The organism is Flavobacterium sp. 40-81 (assembly GCF_001898245.1).
GTDB classification, from domain to species: Bacteria; Bacteroidota; Bacteroidia; order Flavobacteriales; family Flavobacteriaceae; genus Flavobacterium; species Flavobacterium inviolabile.
Genome location: NZ_MKTM01000023.1, coordinates 77,672 through 102,922, shown reverse-complemented (window position 1 = coordinate 102,922; position 25,251 = coordinate 77,672). Strand labels below are relative to the sequence as shown.

The following is a 25,251-nucleotide window of genomic DNA, read 5'->3' as shown; positions in this document are numbered from 1 at the left end:
TACAGCTAATTTAAAAGCCATATTATAATCCTTTTGAGTACGCTTAACTCGCGTTGTTGTTGTGTCTTTCATAATAAGTCGATTTTGTGTCAACTTATTTCAGGACGGGACACTTTAAATAAAAAAAGCCAGTGCGATTGCACTGGCTTTTATATTTTTTCGCTGTTTTATTCTGCTTGTTCGTAATCGTAATTGACCATCCAGTGAATTCCGAATTTATCTACAAACATGCCAAAAAATGCTCCCCAGAATGTTTTGTCCAAAGGCATTGTTATTTTTCCTCCTGCCGAAAGTCCGTTAAAAAGACGCGTCGCTTCTTCTTCGGAATCAGTATTGATGGAAATAGCAATATTGTCACCCATAGTGGTGGCTTTTCCAAAAGCTTCGGAAGAATCACTTCCCATTAACATGCTTCCGCCGCCAATTGGCAGACATATATGCATGATTTTTTCTTTTTCAGCATCCGGAAGCGGATATTCTCCGGGCGGCATATCTTTATATTTCCCTTTATACGGAAATTCTCCTCCAAATACGGATTGATAGAAATCAAAGGCCGCTTCACACGTACCGTTGAATGTCAGATAAGGATTTACATTTGCCATAATTTGTTTGTTTTTGTTTGTTTGGTTCATTTTTGCAATACCAAATGTAACCAATGTTCAAATCTTTTGGCTAAAATTATTGTTGTTTTTTAAACAATTATGACAAATACCCGGTTATTCCGTATTATTTTCGCAATTGTCTTTTTGCTTCGCCAACAGCGAAAGCTACCGAATTGGCCAGGTTATAGCTTCTTACCAATGGCGAAATCGGAATAGTCAGTTGCTTTTCAAAAAGTGCCAGCACTTCTTTACTGAGTCCTACGCTCTCTTTTCCGAAAACCAGCCAATCTCCATCCTGAAATTCGGCATCCAGATACGAAACAGTGCTATGGGAGCTAAACAGAAAAACGCGGGATAAATCGGGAACAGCCGCTTTCCATTCGTCAACCGACTGGTATTCGAACCAGTCAAGATGTACCCAGTAATCCAATCCGGAACGTTTGAGGTTCTTATCGGTAATTTCAAATCCGAACGGATGGATTAAATGCAGGCGGCTTCCGGTGCCCACACACAAACGACCTATATTGCCCGTATTGTTCGGGATTTCAGGTTCTACTAAAACAATATTTAACATAACGGTATTTTATAATGCCCCGGGTAGCGAAAAGTGTTCTACTTCCCGCACCGCACCAGCTTTAAGATTTTGCAAAGATATAGTTCCTACCCTAACGCGGACCAACCGCAGGGTGGGAAATCCTACAGCTGCTGTCATTTTGCGCACCTGCCGGAATTTGCCTTCGGTTAAGGTAATGGATAGCCAGCTTGTAGGGCCATGGCGTTCATCCCGAATTCGTCTTCCTTCGCCTATATAATCGGGTAATTCATTTAGAATGCCGGCTTCACAGTGCTTTGTCGTGTAGCGGATGCCTTTAAAGCCTATTTCAACGCCGGTTTGCAACCGGGCAATGGCTTCTGCCGTGATCACACCGTCCACCTGGGCGTAGTATTCTTTTTCTACGGTTTTACTGCGCACGATTTCACTCATCATGCCATCGGTAGTGAGCAAAAGCAAGCCTTCCGAATCTTCATCCAGCCTTCCGATAGCCATAGTTCCTTCCGGAAAATCATAAAGTTCCCCCAGTAGTTTTTTATGTCTTTTCTTTTCATAAATAAACTGACTTAAATAACCGTGCGGTTTGTGGATCAGAAAGTGGCGGTGCGGCATAACAATTAATTTGCGGCAAAAATACACTTTTTTGGCTGGTGCCGGTTACTGCAATCCGGAGGAATGCTATAGCGGTGCAGCCGCTTCCTTTTGGAGCTGCTGTTTTTGGGCAATTGCCATTTCAGTGGTGTAATAGCTGCAAAGCAGGTCATAGATGATCATTTCACATTGGCGGTTATTGGACGGGAACAAACGGTTCATGTTCATGTGGATATAACTGCCCAGCAAATCATTCAGCGTTTTACCGCTGTGGTGTATTTTTTCCCGAATGGCTACTACCGGTTCTGCTAATCGGGTATTCCTTTCCGTTAACAGCTGTTTTAGTGCGCCGGTTTCGGTTTTCATAAAAGCAGCGATCTCATTTTTGTGTTCCCTGTATTTGGCGCTCAAGTCTTTTTTAGTAGGCGTATCCACTTTAAACTCTTTAAAAAAACCTTCTCTCAGGCTTTCCATTACTGTCCGCTTTTCGTGAATCGGATAACCGAAAGTATCTAAAAAAGTATCAACGGAAGCCATTCCGAAGATCCACCTGGTATTTTCACTTTCCGGTTCTTCCAAAACAGTTAAAGCGGCCGTGATACAATGGCTGTCGTGAAAAAAAATTGTTTCGGCTTCCGTTATCAGCGTAGCTCCGTAACGTTTCAGCTCCCTGCTGTAGGTATCCGTCTGCAGTTTCCAGATGCTGTTCTGTTCCCATAAATTACGCAGGCATTCCTGAAAGGCAAGCATTACTTTTCCCAACTGTTCCGTATTGACCAAATGCACCCGCAGGCGAATGTGATGGTCCGGATCGGTATAGCGGATAAAAAACCATTTATCGAGTATTCCTTCTTCCAGCAAACCGGTAATGACCGCATGAAGATGATGGGTCAGAATAGTGTCGGTCGTGGAAAAGCCGGTATATATTTTATAGTACAGCCATTCGTCACCAATAAGAAATGATTGTTTTATAGTCGTATCCATATTCACTTCTTTTAATTTAATTCTTTATAAAATGAAAAGACCACCTCGTTTGCAAAATAGTCCTCTTTACTGCCTCTGGTCACGGCATCTTCAAAAAACAGGAATTCTTCTATTTCAAAAACGTTTCTTTTCGCTACTGCCGTGGCAAGCATCTGAAAAGAGGTCAGGTTTTCAAAATTGATCAGCAACTTGTTGTCGCCTTCCACCAAAATGGCATATTGCGGAATATTCCTTTCATTGCGCCATTCGGTAATGGTACCGATCTCCGATACCGCATCGATGGCTAACAGTTTTTCCACTTCTTTATGGGTTATTTTCCATTTGGCTCTGGAAAGGATGATGTTTTCATATTCGACCCTTGGCAGAAAAGGATATTCATCACGCAGTCCTCCCCAGGTAAAGTACAAACCGCCTCTTTTTCCCTGCGACTGTAAATCACACAAAAAGTGATAAATAGGCAAGGCGTTATGGGAGTAATTATGAGCGTTGGTTAAACGGGGAATGATTTCTTTATTGTGTTTCAGCGAACGGAGTACAACAGTGTTATCCCTTATGGAAACAACCAGATCTTCAATCGGGAGCTGATGGTCTGCCGTTTTTCCGGAAGAAGCCAGATAGGGTATTTCAAATTTCCGGAAGGCAGGGCGCATCAGCACATTCCCTACTCTGTTTTCCGGAAGGTGTATGATTTCGGGCAGTAATTTATCGCTGTTTAGCGCCTCTTCTTTTTCGATGATTGTTTTGGCATATTCATGAAGCTCCTGATCGCCCAGACAGAACCTGCCGAACAAATTGGCCGCACCGGAACCACCAACCGTTTTAATGACAATTTTCTGTTCGTCACCACTGGTTACAATTTCTGTCATGGACGAAATCGTATCCGGTAAATCGTCCCATATTGGTTCAAAGCTGCTAAAATCTTCATCCTGTAGCTGAATGGTATATTCTTTATTGGCTTGAGCCGTTCTCATTTTACCAAAAAGAATACTGTCTACTGCCGACCATTTCATTTCCCGCTGCCTGTTGGTCTGCTGGCCGGAAGGAATATAAATTTTGTTTAACAACGGATTCAGGTTGCCTTTATAGCTGTTTACCGGATAGCCGATACCGAGCTCGTTATCAAGTGCCAAAGCAAGCGGCACCTCCCGGTCTTCATAGCGTTCCTGAAATTTGTCTATAAATTTTTGCAGTTGCAGATTGGGCATGCGCGAGGTCATTCTGTTTAACAGTGCAATTCCTTTTTGAAGCTGTGCGGTAGTGCCTTCTCCCAGCGTGTTATGGCTGGTATTGAGAATCATGTCGGTTTGAAAGATGTATTTTTCATCAAACGGAATGTCAAATTTTTTCAGTATTGCCAGCAGCGCTTCATATTCCTTCGGATCATTTCCAATGGAATGATCCAGTGCTGCTATTTTTTGTGCTGTTTCTTCCAGAATGGCAATAAGGTTTTCCGTGTCCTTTAGTCTTTTTAACGTTTTGATGGTCTGCCGGATGAATTCTTCGCCGGAAACGGAAAGTTCCATTTCACTAACCAGAATCTGATTGTCAATTAAGTCATCTACAAATCCGGCTGCTTCCTCCACAGTGATGTCTTCTTTTGCCAGCAACTTTACCAATGCCGCTTTATCGGCACCGTTTTTGGCCAGTTGCAGGCAGTCGTTCAGGTAATCGGAGGTTTCTATTTCGATAAGATGATGCGAACGATTTGTATTCTGGTAGATACATTCCACATAACGGATGTTATTCCCAATAAAGTAAAGGCTCGAATTGGGATAATACTGCAGCTGTTCCCGAATGTTCTTATTCGCGGTAAGGGATTGGTTTAAAGCCCCGACAAAATTCATATCCAGCCTTGTATGGCGCTTGTTTTTAGAAAAATCACTGTTTTCAATACGGGTATTTTCTGTAATACTTCCCAGTTTACAACCGGCAAAAAGTCCGAAAGGTGTCGGACGGAATGCCATCCGGGTTAAATATTTCAGGAAGGAAAGCTTTATTTTTTTGCATTCTTTAGGGTCTTCTACTTTTCCTTCCGTCCATTTTTCAATTTCCTTATAGAGTACCGGCGATGCCAGGAAGATGGCTTCCCGGACTACCGGATCCCGGAACTGCTGCTGTATTGTTTCGTCAGGAGTATCTGCCTGCCGGGTGAGTTCCATCAGGAAATTGACCGGCATTAACGGTGTTCTCAAAACATATTTATCAAACCTGTTATAGCGTATGTTCTTCTTTTTCATAATGGTGTTATCGCTTAATACCTTAAGAATAGTGTTTTGTCCAATAAGGTTGTTCCTCCGGTTGTAAGATTGGCCAGATAGGCCGCTGCCACACCGGAAATTCCTTCCAGCAGTGTAACATCAATCTCATTTTTCCGGCTTCCTTCAAACAGTCTGTAGGCAACCACATCATAGGCTGCCGTGCTGTTTTTATAAGCATGCGTTTGTTGCAGCCAGTATTGGGCTGTTTCCAGAAATTCAGGTTCTTTCGTCAGCTGGTATATGTTTTGAAACATAATGGACAGTCCGCTGGTGCCATGGCAAAATCCGGCATCGTTGTGCATTGTGTTTTCTTTGGTTCTTCGTTGGGCTGTTTGCTTCAATTGTCCGATTATTTCCAATTTCAAATCCGGCATATCCATAATATCGGCTGCAAACAATTGGGTATATAAGATGCCTAAATCGCCGTAACACCAGGCCATTCGGGATGTTTCGGGCGCGTAGGTTTTATCGAGATAGTTTTCTTCCGGTATGTGTACCGGAAAATACGATTGTATCGCATTGTGGTTCTGGGTGTTGTTTTTGTAAAAATTAAGGCTGGCCTGGAGCAGCTCTTTACAGGCATCGGCTTTAATGTTGTGGTAAATGCATTTTCCCAGAAAATATTGTACTCCGGCGTTGCCGTGTGCCAGTCCGAAATCAATTTTGTATTTCCGGGTTTTATAGTGATCGAATGTTTTCCAATAACACTGATCGCCTTCTCTTTGGGCTATCCCCGCAAGTCTGTCAACCAATGCTTCAACCTGTTGTTTTTTGCCCGTTTCTATAAAATACAAGCCAAGTCCCATCGCACCGTGAAGAATATCGATATCTTCTTCTTCGAGGTTTATTTCAAAATGTTCGTCAAGGATTTCATCAATTTCAGCGAGTACTTCACTGTAGTCGCCTTCCAGGACCTGTTCTTCTTTGAGCAGGTGCAGCAGATAGGCATATCCGGCAAGACCACCGCAAAATGACGGATAGAAGGCTTCACTTTCGGAAAGGATATCGTAGGTTTTGGCGATATATTGCCGGATGATATCCGGATCAACCAGTTCCGGGAATTTTTTACGGATGTTTACCAATGTTATGATAACACCAGACAAACCGGAATGCAATGCAATATTGGCGGCTTTTTCTTCTTTAAAAACCTGTTCCGGATTTTGTAAGTAGTCGGTAATTTCTTTTAGTTCTTTATAGCCTTCCAGTTCCATAGTGGTGTTGTGAGATTATTTATTTAAATACAAAACCGTTGAAGAACAGCAACTCTTCAACGGTTTAAAATAGCGTTCATTATGAAGTAATTGTATTTTTAACCGGTTTGGGCAGAAGAGAACAATCTTCTCTTTTGGTTCAACACCTGTACTGCTATCTTTAAAAGATTATAGTAAAATACATTACTGCTATTTTATTTTGTCTGTTTACTACATCTCTTCAAGAGTAGTTGTAGGGCACACTAAATGTGTTACACAAGCCACTTTAATACTTGGGCACTCTAATCTGGTAACAGGTACACCACAAGGCTGTTCTGTCCATCTTATCTCTGTTGCGAAGCTCGCACAGGTTTCGTTTGTTCCTCCACCCTGAATGTTTGCTTTTTCTTTATCCGTTAATACGGAAACCACTTTCTTTTTTAGGTTTAATCGTTTCATTGTATAATAGTTTGATTGGTTACGGTAGTTTTAAGGCACGAATATCGGATCGCTGGTTGGCGGTGTGATCCCGTCATTCGGACATCTTTTTGTTGGCGGCGGCGGCACTACACAAGGGTCTTCGGTCCATCTTATTTCTGTTGCAAAGCTGGCACAGGTTACGTTTGTTCCACCACCCTGGATGGCTGCTTTTTCCTTATCCGTTAATACGGAAACAATTTTTTTCTTAAGATTAAGTTTCTTCATAATGGTACATTTTGAATGATTATTATTGTTCTAATTTGTGTTTCCTTTTCTGAAATAAGCCTTAATAATTCCAAATTTAACGACTTAAAAAGCACTCTCTTATGCGATTTAAGGGTAATTCTACCCTTTTTTTATAAGATAACCTTTATTTTTTTTATTTTTAGAAGCAGAAAACAACAGTATACATGAACAGAACAGTCGGGGAAAAAATTCGCCATATGAGAAAATTAAAAGGCTTTTCGCAGGAAGAAGTAGCCGAAAAACTCAGTATATCGCAATCTGCCTATGCCCGTATTGAAAATGGTGAAAGTCAGTCGTGGGCTTCCCATATCGAACAGTTGAGTTTGATTTTTGAAGTGAAACCCAAAAGCTTTTTAGCCAAACATAAAAACGGAACCGATCCTAAAAAAAGAAAGGATAAGGAGATTATCCTGGATAGTATTAAAGCCTTGAATGACGTTTATAAAAAACTGATCGAGCAGTATGAAAAACGGCTGCAGGAAAAAGATGAACTGATTGCTTTGCTGAAGAAAGAACGGTGAGCGGTTTAATATGCATTGCCCAACAAACAGGGTACGGTTTTCCGTAATGCTTTTTCGTTTTTTTTAGCTCTTTTTATAAGGTATTGCACCTTAAAAAATTAAAACTATGATTAAACGTACCGTTCTTGTAGAAAACAAAACCCGTATTACTACAAAAAATCTCCAGCTGGTTTTACAATCCGAGATCCGGGAAAGTTTTATTCCTGTTGAAGATATCGGTTTTCTTGTTATTGATAATCCCGAGGTTTATTTAAGCATTCCTGCCATGAACCTGCTTATCGAAAATAATACTGCGATTATTGTTTGCGGCAAAAGTCATCTGCCCAACGGGATGTTTCTGAATCTTAACAGCCATCATATCCAACAGGAAATATTCCGAAACCAGATTGAGGCTTCTTTACCGCTAAAAAAGCAATTATGGCAGCAAACCGTTGTCGAGAAAATTAAGAATCAGGGATTACTTCTGGAAAAAATCACCAGGCAAAAAAATACGTTTCCGTTTTTGGCCGGTAAGGTACTCAGCGGCGATTCCAGCAATATGGAAGGTGTCGCAGCATCGCAATACTGGAAGTCCTTTTTTGAGCACAGTTTTAAAAGGGAACGTTTTGGCGAATATCCGAATAACTTTTTTAACTACGGCTACGCCATATTAAGAGCCGCTACTGCCAGGGCTTTATCCGGAAGCGGCCTGCTGAACACTTTGGGCATTCATCATAAAAGCAAATACAATGCTTTTGCACTTGCCGATGATATCATGGAGCCTTTTCGCCCGGCTGTAGATGAGCTGGTTTATCAAGTCATACAGCAATATGATGAAGAGGAATTAAATACGCTAATAAAGTCGGAACTCCTGCAGGTGTTAACCCGAACGGTTTATTTTAAAGAGGAAAAAAGTCCGCTGATGGTGGGTTTGCAAAAAACGGCAAGTTCACTGCAGCAATGTTTTACAGGAAGCCGCAAAAAGATCAAATATCCTTCGTTATGGAACTTAACGGATACCGAGTAATGTGGCTGTTTGTATTTTTTGATCTACCAACTGATACCAGAAAAGACCGGAAAAATGCTTCCGGTTTTCGAAACAGCCTGTTAAAGGACGGTTTTTCGATGATGCAGTATTCTGTTTACATACGGCATTGTGCGAGTAGTGAAAGTGCTGATGTTCATGAAAAACGGATTTATAAGCTACTCCCGCCTTTAGGAAAAGTGAGTGTTTTAAGGATCACCGACAAACAGTTTGGAAATATCATTAATTTTTGGGGTAAAGCAGAAGTCCCCAAAGCGCCGCAACCCACACAACTGGAATTGTTTTAACCTTAGAAATAAAAAAATGCTTCAAGCTTAGCTTATCACTCTAAAAAAGAAGCATTTTTTATCACGATATTTACTTTTAAACACTTAATAATCAGAAGCTAAAAACGCAACTAATATCGTGTTTTCTAATCTTTAATCAAACCACAACAAATACCTTCACCTTACAATATCCCCCAAAATATCGTGTTTTCTAATCTTTAATCAAACCACAACAAAGATTATCAAGATACTAACACAGGAATAAATATCGTGTTTTCTAATCTTTAATCAAACCACAACTATTTATCCAGGTATACTAAACCTATATCAAATATCGTGTTTTCTAATCTTTAATCAAACCACAACTTATCAAAACCTAACAAGAAAAAAGGTGAAAATATCGTGTTTTCTAATCTTTAATCAAACCACAACACGGGGACGCAGATCTTTATTTTCGCCAAAAATATCGTGTTTTCTAATCTTTAATCAAACCACAACCACTTCTCTTGAAGAAAAAGAAGAAGTATAAATATCGTGTTTTCTAATCTTTAATCAAACCACAACACATCATGGTACATTGACAATCAAACCTACAATATCGTGTTTTCTAATCTTTAATCAAACCACAACCTGCGCGTCCCTTTTTGTGTATGCAAATACAATATCGTGTTTTCTAATCTTTAATCAAACCACAACTATGGTGTATGGAGTTCTGTACGTTTCTCCAATATCGTGTTTTCTAATCTTTAATCAAACCACAACTTACGGACTTTAGACGTGAGTTTTTGGAAGAATATCGTGTTTTCTAATCTTTAATCAAACCACAACATACCTAAGAAGTTTAAAAATTCACAAGAAAATATCGTGTTTTCTAATCTTTAATCAAACCACAACTCGAATAAATGAAATAAAAAAAATACGCCAAATATCGTGTTTTCTAATCTTTAATCAAACCACAACTACAAAATAAACAAATTGGAACACTTGAACAATATCGTGTTTTCTAATCTTTAATCAAACCACAACTGCCCAGCTATTGCTTTCACATCATATAATAATATCGTGTTTTCTAATCTTTAATCAAACCACAACTAGAGCCTAAAAGAATGAATTTTGCAATAAAATATCGTGTTTTCTAATCTTTAATCAAACCACAACCTTAACTTAAAGTTGAAATCAAACGGACGAAATATCGTGTTTTCTAATCTTTAATCAAACCACAACTAGAAACATAAAAGCAAAAGTCAATAAAGAAATATCGTGTTTTCTAATCTTTAATCAAACCACAACTTGAATACCTATCATATACATTCACGACATAATATCGTGTTTTCTAATCTTTAATCAAACCACAACATAATGCAGCTCCCCAATCATGCCATTTAAAATATCGTGTTTTCTAATCTTTAATCAAACCACAACCTCGTTGATTAAATCGAGATTCTGCTCGTAAATATCGTGTTTTCTAATCTTTAATCAAACCACAACCTATTTTTCTGATTTTGGTAGTCGACTTCGAATATCGTGTTTTCTAATCTTTAATCAAACCACAACCTTGTCTTTTCTGTAAGTGCTTAGTAACTTAATATCGTGTTTTCTAATCTTTAATCAAACCACAACCTCCTTAGCTGTAGACGTTCCTTTTCTAATAATATCGTGTTTTCTAATCTTTAATCAAACCACAACGCGTAATCAACGGCAATGAAAAAGGCAGATAATATCGTGTTTTCTAATCTTTAATCAAACCACAACATAGTATCCGCTTACGATAAAAAAGGCATGAATATCGTGTTTTCTAATCTTTAATCAAACCACAACGCTGACGAACTGTATGACGCGATGAAAAGAATATCGTGTTTTCTAATCTTTAATCAAACCACAACCCATTTTTCATCAATAATTTGGTGAGAGAAAATATCGTGTTTTCTAATCTTTAATCAAACCACAACTAACCTCCCTGTCGGTTTCAAACCACGGAGAATATCGTGTTTTCTAATCTTTAATCAAACCACAACATAGCTGATTCAGTTATTCAAAATCAGTCGAATATCGTGTTTTCTAATCTTTAATCAAACCACAACTTGCTTTTCTTTGCAACGGGTGTTGTTGGAATATCGTGTTCTCTAATCTTTAATCAAACCACAACTAATCCGGTGTAGGAACTACGTCTGCTAAAAATATCGTGTTCTCTAATCTTTAATCAAACTACAACATAGGCTTGCCGAAAATATCAGATGAATCGAATATCGTGCTTTCTAATCTTTAATCAAATCATGAATGTGTATTTATAAGCTTTTGAAAAACTAAAAATTCGTTAACAAAATATTTTTCATTTTCATTAAAATTCAGTTGTTTACAAATATAAAACCCCATCATAATCAACTTTTTCTCTAATTCATTTAAAAATAATTCCCCCTGATGATGTAACTATAAAATCATAATCTTGTACCAAGCAATCAAATGTATTGGGACTAATTTTAATCCAGGGAAATTTCTTTTGTTCTCCTATATTTTTCCCACCTTTCATTCCTTTTTTCAATCCCATTGATTCAGTTATAATTTTCTTTTCTCTTGCTTCTTGATGAAATAATAATTTAATGCAAGAACTTTCAACATCTAATTGAGTTATTTCAAATAACCGTTCAGACAGCATTCTTGTGGTCATTTCATATAATTCATCAGGTTGTTTATCATACATTAGAACCATTTTCCCTTTAATCAAAAGATATTTCAAAGCAAAGTTATTTTCGTCTTTTTCGGGAGCAATTGGATAATATTTTTTAGCATCATTGCTTGATTTAAGATATTTACCTGCTTCAAACATATTTATCAAAAGATTATTCCTTTTAACTTTGCCGTTTTCATCAAATCCTTCATAAATAGCCATACAATAGTTCTCATCATTTTGTCCATAAACTTTTTGTTTATGCTTATATTTCGATTTCGACAATGGACTATGCTCTTTTATCTCTAAAGGATTTTTTACAGAATTAGCATATATTCTGACTTTCTTTATTACAATCCCTTTTTCTTCATTCATCCAAACCGTTCCGTTAAGCTTGTTTTTTTGCTGTGCATTTGAAGAAATTAACAGTACCTTATTTTCAATAGCCTTTTTTACTTTTTCTTTTACTGCCTCATCAACAATATTTTCCAGATCAGTCGCTTTGATACTTTCTAAATCTTTACGAATTACATAGCGGATTTCTTCATTATTTAACGGATTTCTTATAGCACCATAAATACTATCCTGATGTAATGATCCCCGGATAGTATCTCCTTGCTGCAATCTTGGTATTTTATTACCTTTTCCGTCTAACTTATAAACTATCTTTTGGTTAACATCTTTTTTTACAACTGTTTTACCATTAGCATCCTTTTCCGTTTCTGCAACATATTGCTTTTTCCCTCTAATCCGAACAATTTTTTTAGATTGTTTTTTAACATTGTCCGGTGTGTGATGTGACACTAAAACTTTTTCTTCCAGTTTTTTTAAATCTTCTTTAAAAGTTTTCCAGGGTTTTGAATCAGCCAATAACTTTCGGGCTTCATTTATTTGTTCTTTATCCTCCAAAGTCCAGGCAGTAGCCAACACATCGTATTTTTCTTTAGTCATACAAGCTATCGTTATCGCATCGATAGTGTGGTGGGTGTGCTTACTCCTGTCTTTTTCAAGAAAATACTTTTTATCATTCTCATGATAACTTTCCTGAACTCCCCAAATTTTTCTAAACTCAGCAACCATGCCGCCTTTTACACTTTCCACTCTTTTGAAATACGATTTTAAATATGCCTGGGCGTATTTGGTGATGATTCCGGTGTCCGGAATTTGACTGTTCTTAAATCCTACTTTCGGCTCTTCCCAAATGAAACGCTCGTATTTCCCTTTCAGATAATCTCTTTTTAAAGTTAAAAAGTGTCTTCTTCTTATTTTTTTATCTTTTGCTTCTTTAGTTGCAACTCCTTTTATGGAACGTGTAATTAATTCAATTTCCCGGCTTAAATTTTCTGCTTCTTTTTTCCAATGTGCTATTCTGGGCAGAATTTCTAAATAGTTACTTAATTCAACCGGCATTTTATTCCCTTTGATATCTCTGTTAAATTTCGGACTGCAAAGTGTCTTATTCATCTGAGAATTATCTTGTGAGATACTTCTTGGAATAGTATGTTCAATATCATATTTGGGATTATTTCCAATTATATCACAAATACTGATGTTCCTGCCTTCTTCATATATCTCAGATCTGTTTTGTTCCAGCCAGAGCTGATAACGCAGTAAATCATCATCCGTGGGTTCAATCTCTTTTTTACATTCTTCCCAATAAAGTTTCTTAATGTCCTTGATTGCGTCATCCCTTTTCTTCTTATTCTCGTTTTGATAATCCTGAATTCCTTTTCGTTTGTTTGCATCGTTTAACTCACGGGCCATTTCGATATGAACTTTTGTTTTTTCATCAATCTGCCCCTCAAAAATCAAGGTATTCAAGACCTTTCGCAATTGATGCAGCGCACGCATTGCCATAGGATTCTTAATGGATGTAGTTAATGGACTACCGAGAACTATTTTCTCATTTCCAAATGCATCTTTAATAGTTTTCTTTTTAAAAACTTCAATATCAGACGGATGGTATAGTTTTTTTAAACGTTTTTCATTCATACAAAATACTTGTCCATCTTCGCTTTCGCCATTTAAAAACTCAAAAACTTTTTCATCCAGACGCTTGATCTTTATAAATTCATACGCTTTCAATTGTTCAATAAAGATTGGAAAGAGCTTATCCAAAAGCGATTGCTGTTCACCGGCGTCCTCCATTTTATTGTATTTAAAGAACGTTATAAGTTTTTTATTCAAATCATTCTTATAGGTTGTTTCCGCTTCTTTTGAATAATAACAATTGTCCGTTTTACAATCTTTTATCAACGAATTTACCACTTCGAGCAAACTATTTTCATAGATATGATTCTCAATAATTAAAGCGATTTTATCTTGAATATATTTTCTTTGAGTGATATCCTCCCAGATTTCCTTATCTACAATATTCTCAATATTCGCCATAAATACTGCATGAGAATATAACAAACCTTCTTTCACATAAGGCAAAATTTTATTAATGGCATTTAAACTCAAACTTGCAAAATCTTTTTTTAGCCGAATTCTGCTGAATGCCTTAGAAGCCTTATCATCCAAACCTAATTTGTCCTTGGCATATTCATACAAATAAACCTCAGAAGTCGAAACTGAAAGCAAGTGCCATAGATCTTTATAATCTACAGTCCTTGACACACGCTCGGCTTTTGAATTTAATGTTTCATAGGTAAAAGTCTTTGTTTTCCAGTTTTCACCAATTACATTTTTCAAGGAAGCCGAAACCGGACAACCTGTAACCGTATCTGTTGGTTTGTAGTTGAACCAATAATGAAACTCGTTCTTATTAGAAGATTTATAAAATCCGAATGTAGTGCCTTTCGGAATTAATTCCTTAGCTAAATCTTCAAAATTGAAATTGTCTTTTTTTCTAAAAAATTTAGATACTAAACTCATTTTTTCATCCTGTGATAAAAAACGCAGGGTTTTCTCTGATTGTGTTCCGTACTTAATGGTATTCAAATAAGTCCACATTCTGTATTCCTCAAAATCAGGATGAGAAATAGCACAACGGGACTTACTTTTTTCAAAAGAACATTTTCCAATCAATCCTTTTTGAGATTTTAAAGGTCGTTGAAAGAAAATCGCTTTGTATAATTCCTTAGCCAATCCAACATATCTTTTTTCTGGTAATTGTTCTTTTTCATTAATCCCGTCAATTCCTTGTATTTTACACAGTATTTCAAATTCTTTTAAATAGTGTTCTTCTCTCGCCGTATATTTATTTCTTATCTTATCTTTACTATATAAACTAAAAAAATATTGTCCAAGAGTAGCAAAGTTGCCATCTTTCATTGCTTGGGAGATTTCCCCAATCACTCGCTTAACAGCTCCTAAATCCTCTTTCCTGTTTAAACGGGCAATAACTTCATCTTTTGCTTTAGCAATATCATTTTCATTCTTTTTCACAATGCCAATTAGGGCATTGTAAAGCGATTTTAATTTAGTTTCCCCTTCATCTAAATCTTTTTTAAAGCCACCTTTTATACTTTCATCAAGGATTCCTGTATTAAAAAAATAGTCTTTTAATTCCGTTTTCATTTCATCTATAGTATTCAGATCTTCAATCGCTGTCTGAATAACCGGACAATGCTCTTCCATTATCCCTTCTGCCGATTGATCCAATCGATTACTCAAAAAACCGCGTCTTTGCGCTATATGATACAGCGCTCTTCCAAATTCATATAAAGGAACTTTTTGCCTACTTGCCTTATCCCTAAAAACATACGGATTTATATTTTCATCTTCATTGGTACGCAACCATTTTAAAAATTCCGGATTAAGCGGATATGTTTTAAACCCTGATTTTTTCCATTCATCCACTTCTTCAACAGTCAACGGGCACATTCCGTTTACAGAAAGCACTTTAAGAGTTTCATATTTTCTTAATTTCCTGCGGTATTTAATTTTTCTGGCACTTCTATAACCGGTGCGTTCTGCAGCGCGGGAACTCTCTACACCTTTTTCTGATTTCACTCCTTCAGAAAATATTCTGACACCTTTATCCAATAAAGTAAAATCATTTCCATCCTTATCCACAACCGCCCAACCGATACTGTTTGTTCCTAAATCTAATCCTAATATTTTCGTCATGACATTCTAAAATTTTAAGAATTTTAAAGCTACTAAAAAATTAGTATTGTTTGTTTACGGATTTCCATAATAAAAGTCAAGCATTTTTTTATTACATTTGAAATGTGAAAAAATTATTCTAATCTTTAATCTTATCACAATAAGGCTATATGCCGTAGGTGAAAACCTTTAGTCCTGCTTCGGTGGGACTTTCTTTTTTTATTATTCAATAAAAACAAATTCCTATTTTTACATAACACGCAAATTTTAATTATACGATGTCACAAAACGTAATACTACCCGCCGCATTTATCATTGCCCTGCTTATCGGGATATGGATAGGAAAAATACTGGCTGCCGCAGCTTCCAGATCGGAGCAATCCGGGTTGGAAGAACGCATCAATGGCTTACTGGCTCAGGCGGAACAGCTCAAACAGCAATTCCTGCAGGAACGCAACCAGTTTGACAGACAGCTCGCCCAGTCGAATATGGAGAAAGAACAGATCCGAACGGAAAAAGATGCCTTAGCCATACAACTCTCTAAAAAAGAAGTGGATTTTGACAATCTTTGGGAACGCAATAAAGAGCAAAAAGAAGAGGTTAACCAGCTGCAGGAAAAGTTTGCGAAAGAATTCGAAAATCTTGCCAACAAAATCCTGGAAGAGAAATCGACTAAGTTTACCGAACAGAATAAAGAAAACCTGAAAAACATACTGTCTCCTTTACAGGAAAAAATTCATTTGTTTGAAAAAAAGGTAGAAGATACCCATAAGGAAAGCATTGATTACCATGCAGCTTTACGCCAGCAGATTTTAGGATTACGGGAAATGAACGAACAGATGAGCAAAGAAACGCTCAACCTGACAAAAGCATTAAAAGGCGACAGCAAAATGCAGGGGAACTGGGGCGAATTGATCCTGGAAAAAGTACTGGAAAAATCGGGTCTTGAAAAAGGACGTGAATATGAAGTACAGCAAAGTTTTGTAACGGCAGACGGCAGCCGCGTACAACCGGATGTAGTCATCAATTTACCGGATGGCAAAAAAATGGTGGTGGATTCAAAAGTATCGCTAACCGCCTACGAGCGTTTTGTAAATGAAGAAGACGAACCGGCAAAAACAGCCCACCTGAAAGAACACCTGCATTCAATCAGACGCCATGTAGAACAATTGAGTAGCAAAAATTACCACGATCTGTACCAGATGGAAAGCCCTGATTTCGTGTTGCTTTTTATCCCGATGGAACCGGCTTTTGCAATAGCGCTTAACGAGGACAACACGCTTTACAATAAAGCTTTTGAAAAGAATATTGTAATCGTAACTCCGTCTACTTTACTGGCCACTCTGCGCACTATCGACAGCATGTGGACAAACCAAAAACAGCAGGAGAACGCCTATGAGATTGCCCGTCAGGCCGGCGCCTTATACGATAAATTCGATGGTTTTGTAACCGACCTGGTTAAAATCGGCAAAAAAATGGACGAAGCCAAAACGGAATATCAGGGCGCTATGAATAAGCTTACAGACGGTAAAGGTAACCTCATCAGCAGTGTGGAAAAATTAAAGAAAATGGGCGCCAAGGCGAAAAAATCGCTGCCCGAAAATATCCTGAACAGAGCCAATACTAATCACGATCAAAACGAATAACACTATGGAAACCGACTACAAAAAAATAAACTCTTCGAGAATCACTATCTCAGAATTGATGCTGCCTTCCCATTCCAATTTCAGCGGAAAAATTCACGGTGGCTATATTCTTTCCCTAATGGATCAGATTGCTTTTGCCTGTGCTTCCAAATATTCCGGCCGTTACTGTGTAACCGCGTCTGTAGATACGGTGGACTTCCTGAACCCTATAGAAGTCGGGGAATTGGTTACCCTGAAAGCCTGTGTGAACTATGTGGGCAGAAGTTCGATGGTTGTCGGTATCCGTGTGGTTTCCCAAAACATTCAGACCGGAAAGGTCAAACATTGCAATTCTTCTTATTTTACGATGGTTGCCAAAGATGATACCGGTAAAAATGTAACCGCTCCGAAACCGATACTGACCAGCCTGGATGAAGTGCGCCGTTTTTACGACTCCATACGCCGCAACAATATCAGGAAAGAACATAATGACCATTTAAACCGCTTTGACCATACCACTAAAGAAGCATTGGAAGGATTATCAAATTACGGCGTACAGTTAGATATATAACTTTTTTAAACAAATTAATTAATATTGTTTAAAATAATTGTTAATTTAAAAACAAATCCACAAATACTATATATTTGTTATACAAAAACATAAACATTTGAATAACAAGTATATGAAGAAAAGCTACTTATCCCTTACAATTATTGCATTTCTGGGGGTTTTCACCTTATTCTCCTGTCAGTCCGACAGTGACGAATATGAAACGATTACGCCCACTCCAACCACTACTCCGGTCTCCCTGGATCTCAATCAGATTCCCTATCAAAAATTATCGGACTACCATTTCTTTACCGGTATTTTAAAAAATAACACACCCAATGCCCGGGTGCTGCCTTATGAAATTGCCAGCGGACTGTTTACCGATTATGCCCATAAAAAACGTTTTGTATGGATGCCCGAAGGCACCAAAGCCGTTTATGACGGCGACGGTAAAGTCCTTAAATTTCCGGTGGGAACAGCACTGGTTAAAACTTTTTACTACGACAATGTACAGCCGTCCAATGACACCCGGATTATCGAAACCCGTTTGATGGTTAAAAAAGGAGTTGACGGCAGCGGCAATGACATCTGGATCTTTGCCAATTATATCTGGAATGAAAACCAGACGGAAGCAACACTGGATATGAACGGCAGCTATAAACCACTCACCTGGAAAGAAAACAATGTAACAAAATCGACCAATTACAGAATACCTTCCGCAACGGAATGCCTGACCTGTCATAAAAAGAATGAAAAAGCAATTCCAATTGGTCCGAAACCACAAAACCTGAATATTACCTACAACTATACGGACGGCGCTAAAAACCAGCTTACCAAATGGATGGAAAACGGTATGCTGCAATCCGGATACCCATCCAACATTGCCAGTACGGTAAACTGGCAGGATACTTCCAAACCTTTGGAACTGAGAGTACGCTCCTATATTGATATTAACTGCGCGCATTGTCATGCCGAAAACAGCCATTGCGATTACCGCCCGATGCGCTTTGCATTCAGCGAAACCGGTAATCCCGTAAATCTGGGTATTTGTGTTTCCCCTCAGGAATATATCGACAATTCGCTTACCCATATTGTAACCAGAGGAAGTTTCCAACGTTCCATGTTACATTTCAGAATGAATTCTACAGACGAAGCAAACAGAATGCCGCTTCTCGGAAGAACAATTGTACACGAAGAAGGTGTACAAATGATAGAGCAATGGATAAACTCTTTAAATCCCAACTGTCCATGATTTAGTAACCACCTACCAAAAAACAAAACAACATGAAAAAAATTACACTTTTACTATTTTTAACGTGTGCCGTCAGTGCCTTTTCCCAAAGCAACTGTCAGACGGCGCAACTGGTAAGCATCGGCACCTACACCGTTAATGCTATTGACGGATCGGAAGCACCATCCCCTATTTGCCCCCCAAACAGTAATACTGCTACTGCCGGTAAATGGTACAAATACAACGCGACCACAAACAACAGCATTACCGTATCTACCGATCTTGCCGTAAATACCGGTAAAGATACCCGTGTACACATTTACAAAGGACTTTGCGGTTCCCTGGAATGCGTGGGCGGTGATGACGATAGCGGTACCGGATATTTATCCATCGCTACGATTAACGGTACTCCGGGCACTACCTATTATATTGCTTTTGATAACCGCTGGAGTCCTGTGGGATTTGACTTTAAAATCACCGAACAGGCACCGGTAGTTCCACCGCCAACGCTTGTTAGTTTCTCTCCGGTTTCCGCTTCGCTTGCCGGTTCTTCCTATAAGAACTGTGTGGTGGATATGAATGGGGATTACCTGGACGACATTGTTGGCGTGAGCGGTTCCCAGATTAAAATTTTATACCAGAATGCTACCGGTGGGTTTACCACCGCTACCTATCCGACAACGATGGTTAACAACGTACCTTCCTGGAGTATTGCCGCAGCAGATTACGACAAAAACGGATATAACGATTTGATCTACGGAGGCGGCAGCGGGGCAACCTTTATGAAAGCCAACAGCAACGGAACAGCTTATACCGCTACTTCGTATCCTAATTATATCTTCTGCCAGCGAACCAACTTTGTGGACATTAATAATGATGGTAACCTGGATGCCTTTGTATGCCATGATGTGGATCCCAATGTTTATTTCCTGAACGACGGTAATAATAACTTTACGTTCCATCAGGGCGGTATGGGGGATCATCCCGAAGGCGGAAATTATGGCTCTATCTGGGTGGATTATGACAACGACGGAGATCCGGATTTGTTTATAGCCAAATGCCGCGGCGGGAACACTACTGCCAATATCAATGAACTGCACCGTAACGATGGTAATGGTGTTTTTACCAATGTGAGCGTTCAGGCCGGTCTTGCCGACCCTATCCAGACCTGGTCGTCAGCATGGGCCGATTTTGACAATGACGGTGATATGGATGTTTTAGTCGGAGCAAGCTCGAATGCAAACGGGATGCACAAATTAATGCGCAACAACGGCAACGGAACTTTTACCGATGTTACAGCCGGTTCCGGATACCCGCAGCTAACCAACTTAGGACAGGAAAATGTTGCCCATGATTTTAACAACGACGGTTTTGTGGATGTATTCGGAGCAGGAAACATCATCATGATCAACAACGGCAACATGACCTTTACACCACAACCTATTGGTGTTACAAACGGTCCTATCGGCGATTTAAACAACGATGGCTTCCTGGATATCCAGAACAACGACAACGTTTATATGAATAACGGCAACAGCAACAAATGGTTGAAAATATTACTGAAAGGCGTGCAGAGCAACATTAACGGTATCGGGGCAAGAATTGAAATATTCGGTCCGTGGGGCAAACAAATCAGAGATGTAAGAAGTGGCGACGGTTTTAGAAACATGAGCTCTTTGAATGTTCATTTTGGTCTGGGAACAGCTACCGAAATTTACCAGGTAATCGTTAAATGGCCTTCCGGAACGGTAGATGTTATTAACAATCCAGCCGTAAATCAAAGCCTTATGGTGGTTGAAGGTACAGCACTTAACAATCCTGAAGTTGCCCTGGATACGTTTATGATTTATCCGAACCCGGCTCAGGACTTTGTTAAAGTACATTTTAACAACCTTGACAGCAGTGCGAAAAAAGCACTTTTCTATGACACAACCGGTCGTTTAGTACTGAAAGCAGCGATCCAGTCGGAACAGATTGACATCCGTACACTTTCCAAAGGAACCTATATCCTGAATATAGAAAGCGCCAACGGTCAGAAATACTCAACAAAATTCATCAAGAATTAATCATAAAAAAGTCCCGAAGATTCGGGACTTTTTTTATTAAAACACGCGGACTAAATTAAAGCCGAATGCGATTTCTCCTTTGGACCAGTCCCCGGTGGTTGCTCCCAGGAATCCTGCCTCATGCATGGCTCTCGAATTGGTAAAGTGCATCTGGAAAACATGCCCTCCGGTTTCAAGATCGACCCCTATTGACAACGGATTGGTGTAGATAGAATGTTTGGCACGGTTCAGGTGTGCCGCATAATCCATATTGATCGACCAGCGTTTGGTGAGCTTGTACCGCCCTCCCATTCCCAATGCAAACTGATCGTTGGACTGCGGATTGGGCAATACCACATTATTATCGGCATCCAGAAAATCCCGCAGGGTATTTTGATGAAAATAGGAGGGTGCCAGTTCCAACGATAATCTTTCCGTAAACTTTCGGGACACTAATAACTGGGTCACATAACTGAGTCGGTTCTCAAATTTCAGATTCGGAAAATCGTCTTTCTTTAATTCCGAATTGATCGCCAGGCTGTTAAACCCAACCAGAGTTACCGGGAAGCCGTTTTTTTCCTGCGACATCAGTCTGTATTTCAGCGCCATTTCATAGGTTTTTTCAAAACCGCTTCTGGACACATGTGCCGTTAGCCAGTTATTGATTCCGTATACAAACTTAATCTGGGTGTTCGCATCGTCCATTCCAAAAAAGTCGGAAAACCCGTTTTTAACATACGAAAAACGGTGCGCCACTATAAAATAAAAGTCGCCTTTCGAGGCTAATTTTGTAGATTCCAGATTGACAATTTTCAAAGATTTAAAAACAGCTTCAACTTTATTATCCGTTTTTGCGGTATCAATCTGAGAAAGTAAATCATCTTGCGCAAAGGAGCAGAAAGGCAATAAGCATAAGGTGAGTAAGGTTTTTTTCATATAATTACTTTTTTGGGTATAATGGTTATACTTATCTATACGATGATTTTGGTGTTTCGGACGGCAACGGTCTGTATTTTATTTTACAACAGAACCTTCATCCATTTTCAATTCACCCAGCAGGTCATCATAGCCGATAAATCTCCCTTTCACATTTACATTGGATAACAGCATCATTTCACCTTCTTTAATTTTATCCTTAAAAACAATAAAAAGCTTTTCATCAATAATAACAGAATTGGTTTCCAAATCCATACCCGTTACTTTCCCGTATACTTCTATAGCTTTGTCCAGGTATTTTTCGTTGGCTTTGGTTTCGTTGGTTTTAAATTCTTCAAAAATAGAATTTGCCGTAACCAGATAGCTTTGTTTTTCAGAGGCAATATCACGATGTCCCTGATACAAATACGAATAAGCACCAAAGCCCAAAAGAGCCAGAATAACGAGGATTATTATTATTTTACCTTTTCTCATAATAATTATTTTAATATCACAAAATTAACAATATTATTTTCTATAATTTAAATTTTTAATCATAACTTTAACTAAATAATTGCAATAACAATGAAATTCACAAAAATACTTTTTATCTCATTTCTATTTGTATTGTTAGCCGGCTGTACCAATGAAACCGACTCCAATCTTGTGGGAACCGATACCAATACCGGTCCTGTAACCTACGCCAATAGCGTTAAAAGTATTATTGACAATAATTGTATTTCCTGCCATGGAACCGTGCCGTCAAATGGCGCTCCAATGTCGTTAACCACCTATGCCGATGTTAAAAATGCCGTACTGAACAGAGGGTTGATCGACAGGATCACACGGGCGCAGGGAGCACCGGGAATGATGCCGAATGGCGGAACCCGGCTGCCGCAAACTTCGATTAATAAAATTATAGAATGGAATAATACCGGTCTTGTAGAACAGTAAAACACCCTAAATCATGAAAAGAGCACTATTTGTTTTCGCACTATTCCTCTCTTTTGGTTCTTTATCCGCACAATCTAAAAAAGTGACCAAAACCGGGGAAATAACTTTTGAAGCCTCTGTTCCTGCCTTTGAAGAAGTAAAAGCGAACAGCCGCAACGCCACTTTTGTATTGAATACGGACACCGGCGAAATTGCCAGCCTTATTCTGGTAAAAAGCTTTCGTTTCAAGATTGCACTGATGGAAGAACATTTCAATGAAAATTACATTGAAAGCGACCGTTATCCCAAAGCCACTTTTAAAGGGAAAATCGATAATTTCAAGCTGAGCGCCCTATCGGAATCTGCGAAAGACTTTGCCATCAGAGGAAAACTGGAATTACACGGAAAAACGAAGGATGTGATCATACCCGCCAAGATACAGAAGAGCGGTGAAGACATCGTTATCAATGCCGCATTTAATGTGAATGTAGACGATTTCGGAATTGACATTCCCAGCATTGTGAGCAAAAAAGTTTCTAAAAATGTGAATATCACGATCAACAGTACGCTAAAATAAAAGCTTTGTTATAGCTCCCAATAAAAAAGGCATCCCATAAACCAGGATGCCTTTCATTTTTTAACGATTACTTATTCTTCTTTTTCGATTTCGTTTTTTTCTTGCCTTTGGCTTTCTCTTTATCCTTTTTTAAACCGGTTAGTTCCATTTTCTCTTTGATACGCTTTTCCGTATCGGAAATAAAATAATGTAAATCGGAATTATACGAATGCAGCTTTACTTCTTTCAAAACCGCTTTGGCTTGCTTGAAGTCTCTTTTTCTTTCCAGAAACATTACTTTCTTTAACAGAATTTCCGCTTTATTACAGCCTTTAATTGTTAAGGCGAAATCAATTAGTTTCCCGGCCTGCCCGTAATCTTCATTGATCAGAAGCGTATCAATAAAATATGGATAGACCTCCAGTGCGTTAATGTTTTCTGACAGCGCCTGTTCAAAATACATTTTTGCGCTTTCATAATCATATAACTGCTCTGCATACAGTCGGCCGAAAAGGCACAATGCCATTGTATTCTTTTCGTCGTATGACAAGGCATAGCCTAATGATTCTACTGTTTCTTCCAGATAAGAAGGATAGGCATCCATAGCCTGAAACAAAAACTTATCTAATTTATCTGTTTTCATTCGATATAGTTTTGCAAATTATTTTTTAATTGTTGCCGGGTGGTTTTATAGCTTTTATCCGTTTTTTGTTTTTTAAAATCGGTTCCGCTAAACACCCGTTTGGGATTTCCTCTTTCAATTTGGAGCTGGTTTTCCCATTGTTGGTTCACTTCTTCTTTTAGCTGTTCCAGAGTTGCCGCTTCCAGTTTTTGGATTAAGCGTTCGGTCGCTGTTTTTTTATTCTGATGCTGCGAACGGCTTTCCATTGCCACTGCCGCAATGCCCGTAGGAACATGAACGGCACGAACGGCCGAGCTCACTTTGTTCACATGCTGCCCTCCGGCTCCGGAGCTTCGCATGGCCTGGTACTTAATATCTGTATACGAAATCTGCACTTTCGCGGATTGCCGTACTTCAAAAATTCCGATAAACCAATTCTTCCTTTTGTGCATTTTCCGGAACTGGCTCTGCCCGATCCATTGAATCGTTCCAATCCATGAATCTGCAAATTCAGCACTTCCGGGTCCTTCTACAAGCACTGTGGCCGTATTGACCGTCCCGTTTTCCTGTCCGGATTCCCGTTGCAGCACTCTGGCTTCCATCCCCTTTTCTTTTGCCTCTTCCAGTACTTTTTTAAGTACCTGGGCGGCCACCCAGGAACATTCTTCCGGACCTCTTCCGGAAGTTATCTGTATGATCCTTTCCATTGTTGTATCGCTTTTAAAAGCTTCTCTCTGTTTTTTGCGTCTTTAATAAATCCCGGCAGACTGGCCACCATTGTTTTACCACCGTTATACTGGCTGTTTCTTTCTCTTAAATCAGCAGCAATATAACGTTCCATATATCCGATATGCGCTTCGTTATACGCCCAGAATATATTTCCCTTCACAGCGGTCTGAAACCATAATTCCGTATTAAAGCAGCATTCCCTGTAATTATTTTCATCGGTCACAAATTGCATATACACTTCCACTATTTTGGGTTTAAAGGCTTTTATCTCATTGCAGCTGCCGCATTTTAAGCGTACCGTTTCCGGTTTTTCATTTAAAAGCTGCGATTCATAGTTAACCTTTTTGCTATTGTTACAGCAATACTGATCCACAACGGCCTTATATTTAATCATGCCGCCCTGCTGTGAAAAGTGGCAGTGCCTGCATGCTAAAATTTTAGTGTAGCCGTAACCTTTTTTCCCGTCAGCTATTTTTGTAACGCTTGCCTGTTTATGGCATTTGGGACATTTAACAGCTATAGCTTCTGTGAAATTATAGCTTCTCTTATTTTCGTCTTGAAATCGTTTCATGTTTTTCGGTTTTAAAACCGGTCTGATCCAGGAATCAGACC

The 25,251-nt window shown here is 38.8% G+C and carries 23 protein-coding genes and 1 CRISPR repeat array; of the genes, 9 read left to right on the top strand and 14 right to left on the bottom strand.

Features of this window, described 5'->3' with window-relative positions:
• Nucleotides 1-167: 167 nt before the first annotated feature.
• The 8 genes from BGO42_RS09150 to BGO42_RS09115 form a co-directional block, all read right to left on the bottom strand.
• Complete coding sequence (locus tag BGO42_RS09150; protein WP_177733113.1) at nt 168-602, bottom strand: VOC family protein; 435 nt, start codon at nt 600-602, stop codon at nt 168-170.
• Between the two features lie 124 nt (nt 603-726).
• A complete protein-coding gene (locus BGO42_RS09145) occupies nt 727-1,176 on the bottom strand; it encodes a tRNA (cytidine(34)-2'-O)-methyltransferase (protein WP_177733111.1) in 450 nt (149 codons plus the stop codon).
• A gap of 9 nt (nt 1,177-1,185) precedes the next feature.
• On the bottom strand, nt 1,186-1,767 hold the full coding sequence (locus tag BGO42_RS09140; protein ID WP_273246840.1) for a pseudouridine synthase: 582 nt from the start codon (nt 1,765-1,767) through the stop codon (nt 1,186-1,188).
• Between the two features lie 66 nt (nt 1,768-1,833).
• Nucleotides 1,834-2,730 carry a thiopeptide-type bacteriocin biosynthesis protein gene (locus BGO42_RS09135; protein WP_273246839.1) on the bottom strand — a complete coding sequence of 299 codons (897 nt, stop codon included), beginning with the start codon at nt 2,728-2,730 and terminating at the stop codon, nt 1,834-1,836.
• A gap of 11 nt (nt 2,731-2,741) precedes the next feature.
• The gene (locus BGO42_RS09130) at nt 2,742-4,967 is read right to left on the bottom strand and encodes a lantibiotic dehydratase family protein (protein ID WP_273246838.1); all 2,226 of its coding nucleotides are present in this window, start codon (nt 4,965-4,967) and stop codon (nt 2,742-2,744) included.
• Nucleotides 4,968-4,981: 14 nt separating this feature from the next.
• On the bottom strand, nt 4,982-6,199 hold the full coding sequence (locus BGO42_RS09125) for a lanthionine synthetase LanC family protein (protein ID WP_273246837.1): 1,218 nt from the start codon (nt 6,197-6,199) through the stop codon (nt 4,982-4,984).
• A 210-nt stretch (nt 6,200-6,409) separates the two neighbouring features.
• Nucleotides 6,410-6,637 (bottom strand): hypothetical protein, encoded by a 228-nt coding sequence (locus BGO42_RS09120; protein ID WP_177733101.1) that lies wholly within the window; start codon nt 6,635-6,637, stop codon nt 6,410-6,412.
• A gap of 30 nt (nt 6,638-6,667) precedes the next feature.
• Nucleotides 6,668-6,883, bottom strand: a complete 216-nt coding sequence (locus BGO42_RS09115) for a hypothetical protein (protein ID WP_273246836.1) — start codon at nt 6,881-6,883, stop codon at nt 6,668-6,670.
• A gap of 218 nt (nt 6,884-7,101) precedes the next feature.
• On the opposite strand from BGO42_RS09115, the gene BGO42_RS09110 reads away from it, so the two are divergent.
• The 3 genes from BGO42_RS09110 to cas2 all read left to right on the top strand — a co-directional run bounded on the left by BGO42_RS09110 (nt 7,102) and on the right by cas2 (nt 8,736).
• A complete protein-coding gene (locus BGO42_RS09110; protein WP_502686365.1) occupies nt 7,102-7,425 on the top strand; it encodes a helix-turn-helix domain-containing protein in 324 nt (107 codons plus the stop codon).
• A gap of 106 nt (nt 7,426-7,531) precedes the next feature.
• A complete protein-coding gene (gene cas1, locus BGO42_RS09105) occupies nt 7,532-8,431 on the top strand; it encodes a type II CRISPR-associated endonuclease Cas1 (RefSeq protein ID WP_177733095.1) in 900 nt (299 codons plus the stop codon).
• A complete protein-coding gene (gene cas2 / locus BGO42_RS09100) occupies nt 8,407-8,736 on the top strand; it encodes a CRISPR-associated endonuclease Cas2 (RefSeq protein ID WP_177733092.1) in 330 nt (109 codons plus the stop codon). The genes cas1 and cas2 overlap by 25 nt, the downstream gene beginning before the upstream one ends.
• Nucleotides 8,737-8,848: 112 nt before the next feature.
• A CRISPR array of direct repeats spans nt 8,849-10,993; the repeat unit is 36 nt; unit sequence AATATCGTGTTTTCTAATCTTTAATCAAACCACAAC.
• A 117-nt stretch (nt 10,994-11,110) separates the two neighbouring features.
• On the opposite strand, the gene cas9 is transcribed toward cas2, so the two are convergent.
• Nucleotides 11,111-15,454 carry a type II CRISPR RNA-guided endonuclease Cas9 gene (gene cas9, locus BGO42_RS09095; protein ID WP_273246834.1) on the bottom strand — a complete coding sequence of 1,448 codons (4,344 nt, stop codon included), beginning with the start codon at nt 15,452-15,454 and terminating at the stop codon, nt 11,111-11,113.
• 257 nt (nt 15,455-15,711) lie between these two features.
• Between cas9 and BGO42_RS09090 the strand changes: the two genes are divergently transcribed.
• From BGO42_RS09090 to BGO42_RS09075, 4 genes are all read left to right on the top strand, one after another.
• Entirely contained in the window at nt 15,712-17,079 is a 1,368-nt protein-coding gene (locus tag BGO42_RS09090) for a DNA recombination protein RmuC (RefSeq protein ID WP_273246833.1), read from the top strand.
• 4 nt (nt 17,080-17,083) lie between these two features.
• A complete protein-coding gene (locus BGO42_RS09085; RefSeq protein WP_177733085.1) occupies nt 17,084-17,629 on the top strand; it encodes an acyl-CoA thioesterase in 546 nt (181 codons plus the stop codon).
• A 112-nt stretch (nt 17,630-17,741) separates the two neighbouring features.
• Nucleotides 17,742-18,860, top strand: coding sequence for a hypothetical protein (locus BGO42_RS09080; protein WP_177733084.1), 1,119 nt, complete (start codon nt 17,742-17,744; stop codon nt 18,858-18,860).
• Between the two features lie 32 nt (nt 18,861-18,892).
• Nucleotides 18,893-20,905, top strand: coding sequence for an FG-GAP-like repeat-containing protein (locus BGO42_RS09075; protein ID WP_273246832.1), 2,013 nt, complete (start codon nt 18,893-18,895; stop codon nt 20,903-20,905).
• 36 nt (nt 20,906-20,941) lie between these two features.
• On the opposite strand, the gene BGO42_RS09070 is transcribed toward BGO42_RS09075, so the two are convergent.
• Nucleotides 20,942-21,820 carry a DUF5777 family beta-barrel protein gene (locus tag BGO42_RS09070; RefSeq protein WP_273246831.1) on the bottom strand — a complete coding sequence of 293 codons (879 nt, stop codon included), beginning with the start codon at nt 21,818-21,820 and terminating at the stop codon, nt 20,942-20,944.
• A gap of 78 nt (nt 21,821-21,898) precedes the next feature.
• The gene (locus BGO42_RS09065) at nt 21,899-22,294 is read right to left on the bottom strand and encodes an OB-fold protein (protein ID WP_177733077.1); all 396 of its coding nucleotides are present in this window, start codon (nt 22,292-22,294) and stop codon (nt 21,899-21,901) included.
• A gap of 90 nt (nt 22,295-22,384) precedes the next feature.
• On the opposite strand from BGO42_RS09065, the gene BGO42_RS09060 reads away from it, so the two are divergent.
• Together BGO42_RS09060 and BGO42_RS09055 are read left to right on the top strand one after the other, a co-directional pair.
• Complete coding sequence (locus tag BGO42_RS09060; protein WP_177733075.1) at nt 22,385-22,753, top strand: c-type cytochrome; 369 nt, start codon at nt 22,385-22,387, stop codon at nt 22,751-22,753.
• A 13-nt stretch (nt 22,754-22,766) separates the two neighbouring features.
• Complete coding sequence (locus tag BGO42_RS09055; protein ID WP_177733073.1) at nt 22,767-23,309, top strand: YceI family protein; 543 nt, start codon at nt 22,767-22,769, stop codon at nt 23,307-23,309.
• 67 nt (nt 23,310-23,376) lie between these two features.
• Here the strand turns inward: BGO42_RS09055 and BGO42_RS09050 are convergent, their stop codons facing one another.
• From BGO42_RS09050 to BGO42_RS09040, 3 genes are read right to left on the bottom strand one after another with little or no spacing between them, the layout of a single operon-like run.
• Nucleotides 23,377-23,931: a tetratricopeptide repeat protein gene (locus tag BGO42_RS09050; RefSeq protein WP_273246830.1), complete on the bottom strand. Its 555-nt coding sequence runs from the start codon at nt 23,929-23,931 to the stop codon at nt 23,377-23,379.
• Nucleotides 23,928-24,617, bottom strand: a complete 690-nt coding sequence (gene prfH, locus BGO42_RS09045; RefSeq protein ID WP_273246829.1) for a peptide chain release factor H — start codon at nt 24,615-24,617, stop codon at nt 23,928-23,930. The genes BGO42_RS09050 and prfH overlap by 4 nt, the downstream gene beginning before the upstream one ends.
• Complete coding sequence (locus tag BGO42_RS09040; protein ID WP_273246828.1) at nt 24,596-25,210, bottom strand: hypothetical protein; 615 nt, start codon at nt 25,208-25,210, stop codon at nt 24,596-24,598. The genes prfH and BGO42_RS09040 overlap by 22 nt, the downstream gene beginning before the upstream one ends.
• Nucleotides 25,211-25,251 lie beyond the last annotated feature (41 nt).

Coding starts and splice junctions, on each gene's coding strand:
- BGO42_RS09150 (WP_177733113.1), bottom strand. CDS start 602: ATGGCAAATGTAAATCCTTATCTGACATTCAACGGTACGTGTGAAGCG.
- BGO42_RS09145 (WP_177733111.1), bottom strand. CDS start 1,176: ATGTTAAATATTGTTTTAGTAGAACCTGAAATCCCGAACAATACGGGC.
- BGO42_RS09140 (WP_273246840.1), bottom strand. CDS start 1,767: ATGCCGCACCGCCACTTTCTGATCCACAAACCGCACGGTTATTTAAGT.
- BGO42_RS09135 (WP_273246839.1), bottom strand. CDS start 2,730: ATGGATACGACTATAAAACAATCATTTCTTATTGGTGACGAATGGCTG.
- BGO42_RS09130 (WP_273246838.1), bottom strand. CDS start 4,967: ATGAAAAAGAAGAACATACGCTATAACAGGTTTGATAAATATGTTTTG.
- BGO42_RS09125 (WP_273246837.1), bottom strand. CDS start 6,199: ATGGAACTGGAAGGCTATAAAGAACTAAAAGAAATTACCGACTACTTA.
- BGO42_RS09120 (WP_177733101.1), bottom strand. CDS start 6,637: ATGAAACGATTAAACCTAAAAAAGAAAGTGGTTTCCGTATTAACGGAT.
- BGO42_RS09115 (WP_273246836.1), bottom strand. CDS start 6,883: ATGAAGAAACTTAATCTTAAGAAAAAAATTGTTTCCGTATTAACGGAT.
- BGO42_RS09110 (WP_502686365.1), top strand. CDS start 7,102: ATGAGAAAATTAAAAGGCTTTTCGCAGGAAGAAGTAGCCGAAAAACTC.
- cas1 (WP_177733095.1), top strand. CDS start 7,532: ATGATTAAACGTACCGTTCTTGTAGAAAACAAAACCCGTATTACTACA.
- cas2 (WP_177733092.1), top strand. CDS start 8,407: ATGGAACTTAACGGATACCGAGTAATGTGGCTGTTTGTATTTTTTGAT.
- cas9 (WP_273246834.1), bottom strand. CDS start 15,454: ATGACGAAAATATTAGGATTAGATTTAGGAACAAACAGTATCGGTTGG.
- BGO42_RS09090 (WP_273246833.1), top strand. CDS start 15,712: ATGTCACAAAACGTAATACTACCCGCCGCATTTATCATTGCCCTGCTT.
- BGO42_RS09085 (WP_177733085.1), top strand. CDS start 17,084: ATGGAAACCGACTACAAAAAAATAAACTCTTCGAGAATCACTATCTCA.
- BGO42_RS09080 (WP_177733084.1), top strand. CDS start 17,742: ATGAAGAAAAGCTACTTATCCCTTACAATTATTGCATTTCTGGGGGTT.
- BGO42_RS09075 (WP_273246832.1), top strand. CDS start 18,893: ATGAAAAAAATTACACTTTTACTATTTTTAACGTGTGCCGTCAGTGCC.
- BGO42_RS09070 (WP_273246831.1), bottom strand. CDS start 21,820: ATGAAAAAAACCTTACTCACCTTATGCTTATTGCCTTTCTGCTCCTTT.
- BGO42_RS09065 (WP_177733077.1), bottom strand. CDS start 22,294: ATGAGAAAAGGTAAAATAATAATAATCCTCGTTATTCTGGCTCTTTTG.
- BGO42_RS09060 (WP_177733075.1), top strand. CDS start 22,385: ATGAAATTCACAAAAATACTTTTTATCTCATTTCTATTTGTATTGTTA.
- BGO42_RS09055 (WP_177733073.1), top strand. CDS start 22,767: ATGAAAAGAGCACTATTTGTTTTCGCACTATTCCTCTCTTTTGGTTCT.
- BGO42_RS09050 (WP_273246830.1), bottom strand. CDS start 23,931: ATGAAAACAGATAAATTAGATAAGTTTTTGTTTCAGGCTATGGATGCC.
- prfH (WP_273246829.1), bottom strand. CDS start 24,617: ATGGAAAGGATCATACAGATAACTTCCGGAAGAGGTCCGGAAGAATGT.
- BGO42_RS09040 (WP_273246828.1), bottom strand. CDS start 25,210: ATGAAACGATTTCAAGACGAAAATAAGAGAAGCTATAATTTCACAGAA.